The organism is Paraburkholderia diazotrophica (assembly GCF_900108945.1).
GTDB classification, from domain to species: domain Bacteria; phylum Pseudomonadota; class Gammaproteobacteria; order Burkholderiales; family Burkholderiaceae; genus Paraburkholderia; species Paraburkholderia diazotrophica.
The window spans coordinates 66,071-79,231 of the sequence record NZ_FNYE01000017.1; the positions used below are offsets into that span (position 1 = coordinate 66,071).

Here is a 13,161-nt window from a genome sequence, read left to right on the forward strand (position 1 = left end):
CGGATTTCACGCTAAAGCCATGGAAAAAGCGAACAACGCGATAGTCAAGGTTCCCGAGGTCACACTCGCATTCTGGGTCATCAAGATCGCCGCGACGACACTCGGCGAAACGGGCGGCGATGCCGTCTCGATGTCGATGAATCTGGGTTATCTGGTCGGCACGATCATCTTCGCCGCGATATTTCTCGTAGCGGTCGTTGCACAAATGAAAGCCGAACGCTTCAGCCCCGCGCTGTATTGGGTCACGATAATCGCGACGACAACGGTCGGCACGACGCTCGCGGATTTTGTCGATCGATCGCTCGGCATCGGTTATGCGGGCGGCAGCGCGCTGCTCGTGTTCCTGCTGCTCGCCTCGCTCTTCATCTGGTATCGCACGATGGGCTCGGTGTCCGTCACGACGGTGTCGACGAGCAAGGCCGAAGTGTTCTACTGGGTCACGATCATGTTCTCGCAGACGCTCGGCACGGCACTCGGCGACTGGACGGCCGACACGGCAGGCGTCGGCTATTCCGGTGCCGCGCTGATCTTCGGCGGATTGCTGCTCGTGCTCGTCATTGCGTACTACGCAACGGAGATTCCGCGAACGCTGCTCTTCTGGGCCGCGTTCATCCTGACCCGGCCGCTCGGCGCCGTGGTCGGCGACTTCCTCGACAAGCCGATCGCCAACGGCGGTCTTGCAATGAGCCGGTATAACGCATCGATTGCGCTCGTCGTGTTCATTCTGGTCTGCGGGACCGTGTTCAGGCAGCGGGCCGCCGAGGCATCGCACTAACGTGCCGATCCATCGCGCGACGCTCATCACGCCGCGCGATCGATAACGCGTCATAGCAGCCGATGGCCGATGCGATTCACTCGGCGAACAGATCCGGCCCGAACACCTCGTAGTGAATCTTCGATTCATGGATGTCCATGCTCTTCAGCTTGTCGTGCTGCATGCGCATGAACGGAATCGGCCCGCAGATATAGTAGTCGGCATCGGGCAGCATGACCTCGCTCGCAATCCGGTCGAGTTCGATGAAGCCGGAATGGTCGTAGTCCTGTCCCTGCACGTCGGCGGGCAGCGGCGAATCGTAGAAGATGATCGCGCGGAAGTTCGAATGCGTTGCGGCCGTCTGCTTCAGCTTGTCGCGCATCGCGTGGACGGCGCTGTTGCGCGCGCCATGCACGAACACGACGCGGCGCCCCGGGTCCTGGATCGCGCGCTTGAGCATGCTGATCATCGGCGTGAGACCGACGCCGCCGCTGATCAGCACGATCGGCGTCTTCGCATCGACGTCGATATGAAAGCTGCCGTAAGGCGCAGCGAGTTGCAATTCGTCGCCGACCTTGACCTGTTCGTGCAGCAGCGACGACACGTAGCCTTCGCGCCGTTGCGCATCGCCCGCTTCGCGCTTGACCGTGATCCGATACGTCTTGCCGTTGGGCATATCGGACAGGCTGTACTGGCGAATCTGCTGCAAGCCCAGCGCGGGCACGCGCACCGCGACGCTCGTGTACTGGCCCGGCTCGAAGTTGACGACAGGCTTGCCGTCGGTGGGCTCGAGCACGAATGACGTGATGACGCTGCTCTCAGCGCGCTTCTCCTTCACGACGAACGTGCGCCAGCCCGTCCAGCCGCCCAGCTGCGTGGCTGTCTGTTCTCGCAATTCGCTTTCCATGCCCATCAGCACATCCGCGAGATTGCCGTAGGCCTGCGCCCAGGCAGAGATGATCTCGTCGGTGGCCGCGTCGCCGAGCACGTCCTTGATCGCACCGAGCAGATGCTCGCCGACGATCGGATAGTGTTCGGCACGCACATCGAGGCTCGCGTGCTTGTTCGCGATGTTCCTCAGCACGGCCGCCAGGCTGCCCGGATCTTCGATATTTTCCGCATACGCGTAGACGGCACGCGCGAGCGCCTGCTGCTGTTGCCCCTGCTCCTGATGCGCCATGTTGAACACGTTCTTCAACTCGGGATGCGCGTCGAACAGCCTCGTATAGAAGCGCTGGATGATCGGGTATCCATGTTCGGCGAGTACGGGAGCCGTCGCCTTGACAATGTCCTTCGTACGCTGTGTGAGCATCGTTCCCTCCATCTGTGGTGGTCACATTGCATCGCGGGTTCGCTGCATACGGAATGCCTCGCCCGCGCCAGTCTTGCTGCGTTCACGATGATCGAGACCGGCCGGTTTTCCATCGCCACATGCATCGACCGGCTATCAAGTTTTCAATTAAGCGCCCGTTAACAGAACCGCGGCACCACGTTGCTGCCTCTCGCGCTCGTGACGAGCCGGATTCACGGCTCATTTTCGAAAAGACAACCATGAAATTGAAAGATCTGCCCGTGCGAACGGGTTTTATCGCAGTGCTCGCGCTGTTCGGGACGCTGGTTCTGGCGACCGCGTTGTTCGGTATCTATTCTCTGACGCGGACCAACGCGTTGTCCGAGCAGATCAATACCCTCAACGCCGAAACCGTCCATCTCAAGGATGTATATATCAACAATCTGAAGACGCGTAGCGCGTTGAGCCGGGCCTACATCGCGCTTTCCGCGAATCCTGCGGACAAGGATACGGCCGTCGCGGCGGCGCAAGGCTACTACGACGTGGCGAAGAAGGCCTTCAGCGCGTTCGAGGCAATTCCCAAGGAGACGGCGGATCAGCAGCAGGTGGCCAATCGCGTGGCCGACGCATTCCATACGCACGCGAATGCGATCGATCAGCTCTTCAGCGCGATCGGCAAGAACGATGTGACGGCGTACGCGCAGACGAACGAGGGGCCCATGACCAGCACGAGCGCGGCGTTCGGCAAATCGGCGGATGCGTTCTTTGCGGTGGCCGCCCGCGAATCGGCACAATTGCAGAACGCCAAGGAACAGAACGCAACCTTGCTGAAAGGAATCGCCATCGGCCTGCTGGCACTGTCGTGCGCACTGATCGTGCTCGTCTATTACGCGCTCGATCACACCGTCGTCCTTCCGCTGAGAGAAGCGATGAACGTGCTCGCGCACGTGTCGCGCGGCGATCTGACCGTCGCGATTCGGCATGAATCGACCAACGAGATCGGCAAGCTCTTCGAGTCGATGCGGGACATGAAGCGCAGCCTGGGCGGCATCGTGCAGGCCGTGCATGGCGGCACCGACACCATTGCGACAGGCGTTCATCAGATGGCGAGCGGCAATACGGACCTGTCCCAGCGCACCGAGGAACAGGCCGCCGCGTTGCAGGAAACGGCCTCGTCGATGGAACAGTTGACGGGCACGGTCCGCCAGAACGCGGACAACGCGAAGCAGGCGACGCAACTCGTCCGCAGCACCGCGCTCATCACGGAACAGGGCAATCGCGCGGCACACGATGTCGTGCTGACGATGCAAGGGCTGTCGGACCTGTCGGGCAAGATCGCGGATATTACGAACGTGATCGAAGGCATTGCGTTTCAGACCAACATCCTGTCGCTCAACGCAGCCGTGGAGGCCGCGCGCGCCGGTGAAGAAGGGCGTGGCTTCGCCGTCGTCGCGAGCGAAGTCCGTTCGCTTGCCCAGCGCAGCGCTGGCGCAGCGAAGGAAATCAAGGAGCGCATCACCGATTCGCTCGGCCGCGTCGAAGCGGGTACGCAGCAAGCCAGACAGGCAAGCCAGGTGATGGCCGATATTTTGATCTCGGTAAACAGGGTCAACGATCTGATGGGCGAAATCGCGGCTGCTTCCGAAGAGCAATCGTCGGGCATCGAACAGGTCAACCGCGCAATCGCGCAGATGGACAAGGTCACGCAGCAGAACGCGGCACTCGTCGAGCAGGCTTCGGCAGCCGCGCTGGCGCTCGACGAACAGACGGTTGCGCTAAAAGGTTCGGTCTCGGTATTTCGCGTCGAAGGCGCGTGAACGTGACAGGCCCCGCTGCGCCGCCTTGATATCTGACGCGCACACGAAACACGCACACGACAGCCGAAAGCCCGATGAATGCATCCGTGCGACTCGCCGGCGAAATCGCTGCCGAAGGGGCAAACTAGGCATGACCATCCCGCAAGAAAGAGGAGTTCCTCATGCCCGCTCATTCGCTCAGCCTGAACGGCCGCGTCGCCCTCGTCACAGGCGGCTCGCGCGGAATCGGACGCGCTATTTCGATTGCGCTTGCCTCAGCCGGGGCCGCCGTTGCCGTCAACTACCGGCAACGCGAGAACGAAGCCGCTGACGTCGTCGCTGAAATCGAGCGCGCCGGAGGCCGCGCGATCGCGGTATGCGCCGACGTATCGGTAGCCGATGAAATCGAAGCGATGATCCAGCAAGTGGAAAGCCGTCTCGGCTCTGTCGATGTGCTCGTGAACAACGCAGGCACGGCGACGATCGTCGACATCGACGATCTCACGGAAGCGGAATTCGATCGAACGCTCGCCGTCAATCTGAAGTCGGCGTTTCTTTGCACGGAAGCCGTGATGCACGGCATGCGGGCGAAACGGTGGGGCCGCATTGTCAACCTGTCGTCGGCGGCCGCGCGCGGCGCGGGCCTGGTCGGCATTCACTACAACGCATCGAAGGCCGGCATCGAAGGTCTCACGCGCGGCTATGCGGCACGCCTCGCGCGTGAAGGAATCACCGTCAACGCAGTTGCGCCGGGACCCATCGACACGGAAATGGCCGGGCCGCTCAAGGCGTCCAATGTCGCGGAACGGCTGCCCGTCGGGCGCCTGGGCGAAGCGAGCGAGGTCGCGGATGTCGTGCTGATGATCGTCGGGAACGCGTTTATCACGGGCCAAACGATCCCTGTCAACGGCGGTATTAGTTTCATATAGCCGCTTTTGAAACGCTGGACGATCCGCATCACCCGCATATGCCGATGATGTGACGTCGGTCGCAAAGCGAAAGCGCTGACGTGTTCAATGAAGCAGCGCCGACACGTCGAGATCGGCCATCTTGTCGAGTTCGTCGCGGCGCGAATCGCAGGCTCGCCGTATCCGTGCGCCTTGCGCAATCCACACGGCCAATGAGATGGCTGCGAGGCTTCCGAGCGCGACAAACGCAAGCGAAAAGCCGAAGCGGTTCGCGAGCCATCCGCCAAGCAACGGACTCAGACTGGCGCCCGCGGCTTCCACGCCCTTCACTGCGCCTTGACCGAGATTCACGCGGCCACTGCCATGCAACAGATGCACGACGAGCGCGGGTATCGCGACGCTTTGCAGGCCGGAACCTATGCCATCGAAAATCTGCACGGGCAAGATGCCCAGAGGCGTCGTGAGCCAGGCAGCCGTGAACCCGCGCAGAGGCAGCGTGATCAGCGTCGCGAGGATGACCCACCAGAAGCCCCAGCGGCGGATAAGGCGGCTCGCGTAGACGGCTGCGATCAACATCACGATCTGCGAAATGATGATGTTGGCCGCCGTGATCTGACTTGCGCCGTCCTGATGAGCCGCCGAAGCCGCAAGGCTATAGAGCGGCAGCATCGCGGAATTGCCGAGGTTGAATGCGGCGAGCACGACGGCAAGCACCAGCAGCGGCCGGCAACGCAGCAGCACGCGCATGCTGTCGGCGTGTACTTGCGACGGGTCCTGCTCGTCGTCGTGCGCGAGGCCACGCGCATAGTGACGATGTACTGCGCGCGCCGGAATCAGCAGCACGGAGCCGATGCACGCAAGACCGAACGCGGCTGAAAGCGCGAACACGTATGCAATGCCGAGCCACCATCCGAGCACGCCCGACAACGCCGCCGCCGCGATGTTGCCGGCATGGTTCGCGACCTGATTGCGGCCATACTGCCGGTCGAAATTTTTGCGCCCGGTCATCCCGAGCGTCAGGCCAGCCATCGCGGGACCCATCGCGGCGCCGGCGATGGCCGTCGCGATCTGCGACAACGTGACGGGCCAGAAGCGTTGCGATAGCCAGATCACGCACGCGGCGACGATCGTCAGCGCACTCGCGCCGACGACGACTGCGCGCCGATGAGGCGTGGCATCGACGAGCGCGCCCGCTGGTGTCGTCACGAGCATGCCGACGATCCCGCCGAGCGTCAGCACGGTGCCGATCGTATCGGGCGTCCATCCTCGCGACTGCAAGTAGATGCCGAGAAACGGACCCACACCCGCCTGCACGTCGGCCGCAAAGAAACTGACGGCCAGTAGCGGTTTGGTGGGCTTCACGTGCGTGGCGAACGCGTGCGTCCGCTCAGGCGTCGATGCCATAAAGCGTCTTGGCGAAACAGCGTGCGTCCGCCAGGTCCGAGCAGCTTGGGAAAACATCGATGGGCGAATAGCCGTTGCGCTCGTAAAACGCAATGGCTCGCTGGTTCACCGCTCGCGTCTCCAGCACGAGGGTGTGATAGCCCGCTGCAACGGCCTCCGCTTCGAGCGCGCTCAACAGCGCGCGGCCCACGCCCGCCTTGTTGGGCCGCGCGTAGACGCGCTTGAGTTCCGCGACGCCGAAGTCGAAGCGCCGGAAAGCGCCACAGCCCAGCGGCGTGCCTTGCGACGTTCGTGCGAGCACGAATGCCCCTCTCGCGGAACACACATCGTCGGCGCAGAAGCGCGACTGACCGCCGTCTCCGGAAAGTGTAGCGAGCATCGCGCTCAGTTCGTCCATCAATATCTGTGCATCCAGCGAATACGGATCTTCGCGCTGAATCACAAAATCCATAGCTGATTCCATCATCACGTACTCCGTCTCGCAGCCTTTCTTCATATGGGTTCGAGCAAGTGCGATTCCTGAATCTGCGGTGCGTGGCAGTGCGTGACAGCGCGCGCCGATCCGATGCGAGCGGAATCGCTCACGGCCCCATGCGTCCCAACGGCGTCTGCTCGCCGCGCTTGCAGCGGAGTCGCTCACTTGGCGCGCGGCGGCTCGAGCGCGTCGTCGGGCCGGCGCAGTTCGCCTGCGCGGATCGCCGTCACCGCGTTGACGACGGCGCGCGCGACGTTATCCGTCTCCGCCTGCACACCCTTGTCGTCGTCGAGGGCAGTGTGGCTCGTCGCATAGGGCGCGTAATAGTTGATGTAGCGATCGAGCCGCGCCTGCGCGCCTGCTTCGATGAAGCCCATCCAGTCGAGCCAGTCGGCGAGCGCCGCGCGCGATCCTTCGATACCCGAGACATCGCCGTGTACGACGAGGCCATACGCGCGTCCCTTCAGATGCTTCGGATACGGCCATCCCTCCAGTTCCAGTTCCTTCGCGCGCTGCGCATCCTTGCCATGCGTCGATGACGGATCGGGATTGCCGCCGTCGGCGCACACGAGGCGGTCCATCATCAGCTTCAGCGTGCTCGGCGATTCATACCAGTACACGGGCGTCACGATGACGACACCGTGGCAGGCCGCAAACCGCTCGTAGATCTCGTTCATCCAGTCGTTGACCTGGCCGAGCGAATGATTCGGATAGCAACTGCATGGCCAGTGGCACAAAGGCATCGCAGTCGATACACAGCCCTTGCACGGATGAATGTGCCGGTCGTGATCGGAAGACAGCAGCGACAGGTCGAGAAAGTCCGCATCGAAATTCGCTGCCTGGATGACGGCCTCGACCCGCTTCGCGAGACGAAAGCTCTTCGACATTTCGCCAGGGCATGTGTAGTCGTTGCGCGACGATGCGTTGATGACGAGAATGCGCGAACGCGTCGACGGGTCCTGCTGACGCGCCTGCGCCGCGTTCACCCGCTGCGACGCCTCGCGCCATTCAACGGATAAGTCGTAGTCAGGGTCCGCGTAGCCCGCGCCTGCCTTCTGCGTAACAGGCGCCTTGCGGCCTTCCTGATACGCCCGCCATGCGATCGCTTCGAGCCGCGCGATGGCACCGTCTTCGGCGCGGAAAGCGGGATCGTAAAAGCGCGCGTTGAAGCGCTCGCGAAACGCTTCGCGCGTCATTTTCTGCGTCACCTGTCCTTTCATCACGACAGGCCGCTTACCTTCGGACTTCTTTGTCGGGCTCGTCACGAGATTCACTCCTGCTTGATCACCGCCATGACGCGCGCAAAGGCGCGCGAACGCTACCTGTCCTGCAAGCAGCGTTCCCACGCCGTTTCGATCGTCCGATGACCGCCGATGACGCAGACTTCAGACGCCGAACGGATAGAGGTCCGGCGCGCGCTCGGTGGCGCGCGTGGCGAGCGGCGCAATTGCGTGTGTCGAGTCGAACCATACGAATGCGTCGAACTGTTCGGAGAGCGTCGCTTCCATGTAGTGACTGTGCATCTCCGTATCGGGCCGGTAGATGACGCCGATGAAGCGTTCGAGTCGCGGCTCCCGCAAGCGCTCGCGCAACTGCGGACGCCCGGTGCCTGTCAGATCGATTACGCAGCGCGTCTGACCTGATGCATGGAACTGATGCTCGTAGCTGTCCGGCCGTGAAGGCCGCACGACCTTGATCTGCATCGGACCATCCCAGTCCGACGCCGCAGCCACGGTGCCCACATGCGTGCCGAATCCGATGAGCGCAACGGCGTCGCCGAAGCGCTCACGGCAAAGCTGCCCGACGTTGAGTTCGTCGCGCACACGGCCCATCTCGGTTGCGGCCGCATCGCCGATGTGCGAGTTGTGCGCCCATACGACCGCCTTGCCGTCGGGTCCACGCGATTCGAGCAGATGCTCCAGCGTTTCGAACATATGTGTGTCGCGCAGATTCCAGCTATCGGCGGCGCTGCGGTACATCATCCGGTAATAGCGCTCGGCCGATGCGACGAGCCGCGCGTTCTGCGCCGCATCGAACCAGGTTTCGGCATCCTCATGCGCGTCGTCGAGCCGCGTGCGCAATAGCTGCTGCAACTGCTCGACGACGGCATCTTCGCAGGTCTTGAAGCCCGCCGAGGACGCTGCGCGCCCGTACACCTGCGGGTCTTTCTGCCAGGGCGTCAAGCAGCCGTACCGTTCGCGCGCGACGGCTGCCGCTTCGGGATCGGTGCGATCGAGATAATCGAGCACGGCCGCCACCGACGCCGACAGGCTATACATGTCGAGACCATAGAAGCCGCAGCGCTGCCGCGCGTCGAGCGGCTCGTTGTGGCTGCGCAGCCAGCGAACGAAAGCGGCAAATTCTTCGTTGCGCCACATCCATGCGGGAAAGCGCTGGAACGGAAGCGCGTCGCTTCGCCCATCGCGCTGCCGCACGTAACGATCGATGCTGGCCGCGTCCGGCCAGTCCGCCTCGACAGCGACGATATTGAAACCGTGCCGTTCGACGAGACGCCGTGTGATCGCCGCGCGCGCGTCATAGAACTCCGACGTGCCGTGACTGTTCTCGCCCAGCAATACGATGCGCTTTGCCGCGAGGAAATCGAATGCATCGCCGAAAGACGCATCGTCGAATGCTGGCAACGGGCGCGCCGCGTCCGCAATCAGGCCCGCAAGCGACATCGTTTGCGATCCGTCGCGCTCCGATGCATGCGCGGCCTGCGGCGATGGAGCGAACGCATCGTCGGTCTCGGGCCAGCCCTGCTCACCGATCAGCGGCACGAAATGCACTTCGCCCAGGTCCTCTTCGTCGAACTGCGTGGCGCTCTTGCGCGTGAGCTTGACGAGCCGCTGACGCTCGCGATGCTCGCCGATCGGCATCACCAGCCTTCCGCCCATCGCGAGCTGTTCGCGCCATGCGCTCGGCACATCGGGGCCGCCCGCTGCCGCAATGATCGCGTCGAACGGCGCGCGTGCCGCCCAGCCGAGCGTGCCGTCCGCGTCGTGCACGTCGATATTGGTGTAGCCGTTCGCAGACAGCGTTTGCCTCGCCGATGCCGCAAGCGACGTATCGCGCTCGATGCTGTCCACATGCGATGCAAGCCGCGACGCAACGGCAGCCGCGTAACCCGAGCCCGTGCCGATATCGAGCACGCGATCTTGCGGCGACAGTTCCGCCGCCTCGATCATCTTCGCGACGATGAACGGCTGCGAGATCGTTTGACCGCCCGCTAGCGGCAACGGCGTATCGCTGTAAGCGAATTCCGTTAAGTGGTTCGGCACGAACACATGTCGCGGCAGCGCGCGCATCGCATCCAGAACACGCGGATCGCGAACGCCTCGCGAGGCGATCTGCCTGTCCACCATTTGCTGCCGCTCGAAATCGAATGCTTCCATTTTTCACAGGGACGTTATTGCTGAATACGTCTGCATTGCGAGCATCGGCTGTTCCCCGGATGTTCTGCCGCGCGTGCGACAACATTTCGACTGCTTACACGCGCCATAACGCAGCTTCGTGCCGCGATGGCACAGCGTATGCTGGCGTGTCAGCGTTACAACCGCTGGAACCCATCTTCCATCGCGACGGCTTTCGTCCGGCGTCGCGCTTGCCATGACGATGCACGCAGGGCAGCCCGCCCGCCATTTCCACGAGCAAGTCCGAAAATTGCTCGCGCAACGGTGGCGCACGATGCCTGTCGTGTCGCCTGTTGCCTTCCCGATTTCGCTCCATTCATCGAACCTCTTCTTCGACGCGCTTCCCATGTCCGATCAAACCGGCTCCGCTGAACAGCAACCCGAACAGCACACCTCTTCCAGCGAGCCAAAAAAGAATGGAGAACAGGTCGCGCACAAAAGAAACGGGCAAGAAGGAAGCGGCAATGAGAACGGCCAGGGCAAAGAGCGCAAACGCCCCGGCAAGCTGCCGTTGATCATTCTTGCCGCCGTCGTCGTGCTGTTGCTCGTCATCGCGTTCGTGTGGTGGTTCGCGACGCGCAACCAGGAGAGCACCGACGACGCCTACACCGACGGCAACGCCGTTACGCTCGCGCCGAAAGTATCCGGCTACGTCGTGCGCCTCGCAGTCGACGACAACGTATACGTGCACGCGGGTCAGCTTCTCGTCGTCATCGACAAACGCGATTACCAGGCGCAGGTCGATGCCGCGCAGGCGCAATTGGGACTCGCAAAGGCGCAGCTCGATTCGTCGCAAGTGCAACTGGACATCGCGCGCGTCCGGTATCCCGCCGAGTATCGCGAAGCTCAGGCGCAGGCGTCGTCGGCAAGCGCGAGCATGCGGCAGGCACAGGCTGCGTATGAACGCCAGCACGCCGTCGATCAGCGCGCGACGTCGCAACAGAACGTCGATACGGCCGACGCTCAATGGCGCAGCGCGAAGGCCAACGTGACGCAAGCCCAGGCGCAAGTGCAGACGGCCAGTCTCGTCGAGCAGCAGATCAGGCAAGCGCAGGCGCTCGTCGAAGAACGCCGCAAGCAGGTCGACCAGGCGCAGGCGCAACTGGAGCAGGCGCAGCTGAACCTCTCGTATTGCGAAGTGCGCGCGCCCGCCGATGGCTGGATCACGAAGCGCAACGTTCAATACGGCAGCTTTCTTCAGGCAGGCGTTTCGCTGTTTTCGATCGTGACGACGCGCGTGTGGATCACGGCCAACTTCAAGGAATCGCAACTGGAACGCATGCGGCCCGGCGACAAGGTCAAGATCGAAGTCGATGCCTATCCGAAGCTCGATCTCGAAGGCCATGTCGACAGCTTCCAGTTGGGCTCGGGCTCGCGCTTTTCCGCATTTCCCGCTGAGAACGCGACGGGCAACTTCGTGAAGATCGTGCAGCGCGTGCCCGTCAAGATCGTCATCGACAGCCAGATGCCGCAAGGACAGCCGCCGCTCGGCCTCGGGCTGTCCGTCACGCCGAAGGTATATCTGCAATGACGGATGCCCAATCGCAACCGCAAGGCGACGCACAATCGAACTGGCGGCCCGCCGCGAACCCTTGGCTGATCGCCATTTGCGTCACGCTCGCCGCTTTCATGGAAGTGCTCGATACGACGATCGTGAACGTCGCGCTGCCGCACATTGCGGGCACGATGTCGGCGAGCTACGACGAAGCCACGTGGACGCTCACGTCCTATCTCGTCGCCAACGGCATCGTGCTGCCGATATCCGGCTTCTTCGGGCGCGTGCTCGGCCGCAAGCGCTACTTCGTCGTCTGCATCGTTGCGTTCACGATCTGCTCGTTTCTGTGCGGCGTCGCGACCAATCTCGGGCAGCTGATCGTGTTCCGCGTCTTGCAAGGATTCTTCGGCGGCGGCTTGCAGCCCAATCAGCAGTCGATCATTCTCGACACCTTCCCGCCCGCGCAGCGCGGCCGCGCGTTTTCGATCTCCGCGGTCGCGATCGTCGTCGCGCCCGTGCTCGGACCGACGCTCGGCGGCTGGATCACGGACAACTTTTCGTGGCGCTGGGTCTTTCTGGTCAACGTGCCCTTCGGGGTGCTGACGTCGCTCGCAGTGATGCAGCTCGTCGAAGATCCGCCATGGCGCAACGCGCCGGGCAAGCTGTCGATCGACTACATCGGCATCGTGTTGATCGCAATCGGACTCGGCTGCCTGCAAGTCATGCTCGATCGCGGCGAGGACGACGACTGGTTCGCGTCGCCGTTTATCCGCATCTTCGCAGTGCTGGCGGTGGCGGGCATCGTCGGCGCGACGTTCTGGCTGCTCTACACGAAAAAACCCGTCGTCGATCTCGTCTGCCTGAAGGACCGCAATTTCGCGCTGGGCTGCATCTGCATCGCCGCGTTCGCGACCATTCTTTACGGCAGCGCCGTGCTCGTGCCGCAACTGGCCCAGCAGCAGCTCGGCTATACCGCGATGCTCGCGGGGCTCGTGCTGTCGCCCGGCGCGCTGCTCATCACGATGGAGATACCCGTCATCAGCAAGCTGATGCCTTATGTGCAAACCCGCTTTCTCGTGATGACGGGCTTTGTTCTGCTCGGCGTCGCGCTGATCTATTCGCATACGCTCACGCCCGATATCGACTACTTCACGCTCGTGAAAATGCGCAGCTCGCAATCGCTCGCGATCGGCTTTCTGTTCGTGCCGATCACGACGCTCGCCTATCTGACCGTGCCGCAGCGGCTGAACGACGATGCGTCCGCGCTCTTCACGATGTTTCGCAACGTCGCGGGTTCGATCGGCATATCGCTGTCGACAGCGATGATCCGCGAGCGCGTGCAGGCGCGCATGGCGCATCTGTCCGTGCATATGTCGCCGCTGTCGCAGAACTTCAACGACGCGCTCCAGCAGAATGCTCACGCGATCACCGCACTGAACGGCGCGCCGATGGCACAGTCGCTCCAGTCCGCGACGGGCCGCATGTACGAAACCTTCGTCGCGCAGTCGACGATTCTTGCGTATGTCGACGTGTTCGCGATCCTCGCCGTGTTCTGTTTCGCCTGCGCGCCGATGACACTGCTCTTCTCGCCCGTGAAGGCATCGGGCGGCGCAGGAGGACATTGA

10 protein-coding genes are annotated in these 13,161 nt (G+C 62.8%); 5 read left to right on the forward strand and 5 right to left on the reverse strand.

What is annotated here, in order from left to right; all coding sequences use genetic code 11:
• Positions 1-19 precede the first annotated feature (19 nt).
• On the forward strand, positions 20-775 hold the full coding sequence (locus BMW76_RS21545) for a COG4705 family protein (RefSeq protein WP_090868736.1): 756 nt from the start codon (positions 20-22) through the stop codon (positions 773-775).
• A 76-nt stretch (positions 776-851) separates the two neighbouring features.
• Here BMW76_RS21545 and hmpA read toward each other — a convergent pair whose 3' ends face one another.
• Positions 852-2,066 carry an NO-inducible flavohemoprotein gene (hmpA, locus tag BMW76_RS21550; RefSeq protein ID WP_090868870.1) on the reverse strand — a complete coding sequence of 405 codons (1,215 nt, stop codon included), beginning with the start codon at positions 2,064-2,066 and terminating at the stop codon, positions 852-854.
• Positions 2,067-2,305: 239 nt separating this feature from the next.
• Here hmpA and BMW76_RS21555 point away from each other — a divergent pair, with 239 nt between their 5' ends.
• Both BMW76_RS21555 and BMW76_RS21560 read left to right on the forward strand, forming a co-directional pair.
• Positions 2,306-3,862, forward strand: a complete 1,557-nt coding sequence (locus BMW76_RS21555; RefSeq protein ID WP_090868738.1) for a methyl-accepting chemotaxis protein — start codon at positions 2,306-2,308, stop codon at positions 3,860-3,862.
• A 161-nt stretch (positions 3,863-4,023) separates the two neighbouring features.
• Complete coding sequence (locus tag BMW76_RS21560) at positions 4,024-4,770, forward strand: SDR family NAD(P)-dependent oxidoreductase (RefSeq protein ID WP_090868740.1); 747 nt, start codon at positions 4,024-4,026, stop codon at positions 4,768-4,770.
• A gap of 84 nt (positions 4,771-4,854) precedes the next feature.
• Here BMW76_RS21560 and BMW76_RS21565 read toward each other — a convergent pair whose 3' ends face one another.
• From BMW76_RS21565 to BMW76_RS21580, 4 genes are all read right to left on the reverse strand, one after another.
• Positions 4,855-6,153 carry an MFS transporter gene (locus BMW76_RS21565; protein WP_090868742.1) on the reverse strand — a complete coding sequence of 433 codons (1,299 nt, stop codon included), beginning with the start codon at positions 6,151-6,153 and terminating at the stop codon, positions 4,855-4,857.
• Positions 6,137-6,604, reverse strand: coding sequence for a GNAT family N-acetyltransferase (locus BMW76_RS21570; RefSeq protein WP_177200441.1), 468 nt, complete (start codon positions 6,602-6,604; stop codon positions 6,137-6,139). The genes BMW76_RS21565 and BMW76_RS21570 overlap by 17 nt, the downstream gene beginning before the upstream one ends.
• A gap of 185 nt (positions 6,605-6,789) precedes the next feature.
• Positions 6,790-7,848, reverse strand: coding sequence for a flavodoxin family protein (locus BMW76_RS21575; RefSeq protein ID WP_245763309.1), 1,059 nt, complete (start codon positions 7,846-7,848; stop codon positions 6,790-6,792).
• A 165-nt stretch (positions 7,849-8,013) separates the two neighbouring features.
• Positions 8,014-10,023, reverse strand: a complete 2,010-nt coding sequence (locus BMW76_RS21580; protein ID WP_090868748.1) for a protein-L-isoaspartate(D-aspartate) O-methyltransferase — start codon at positions 10,021-10,023, stop codon at positions 8,014-8,016.
• 364 nt (positions 10,024-10,387) lie between these two features.
• Between BMW76_RS21580 and BMW76_RS21585 the strand changes: the two genes are divergently transcribed.
• On the forward strand, positions 10,388-11,572 hold the full coding sequence (locus BMW76_RS21585) for an HlyD family secretion protein (RefSeq protein WP_090868873.1): 1,185 nt from the start codon (positions 10,388-10,390) through the stop codon (positions 11,570-11,572).
• Positions 11,569-13,161, forward strand: coding sequence for a DHA2 family efflux MFS transporter permease subunit (locus tag BMW76_RS21590; RefSeq protein ID WP_090868750.1), 1,593 nt, complete (start codon positions 11,569-11,571; stop codon positions 13,159-13,161). Before BMW76_RS21585 ends, BMW76_RS21590 begins: the two co-directional genes overlap by 4 nt.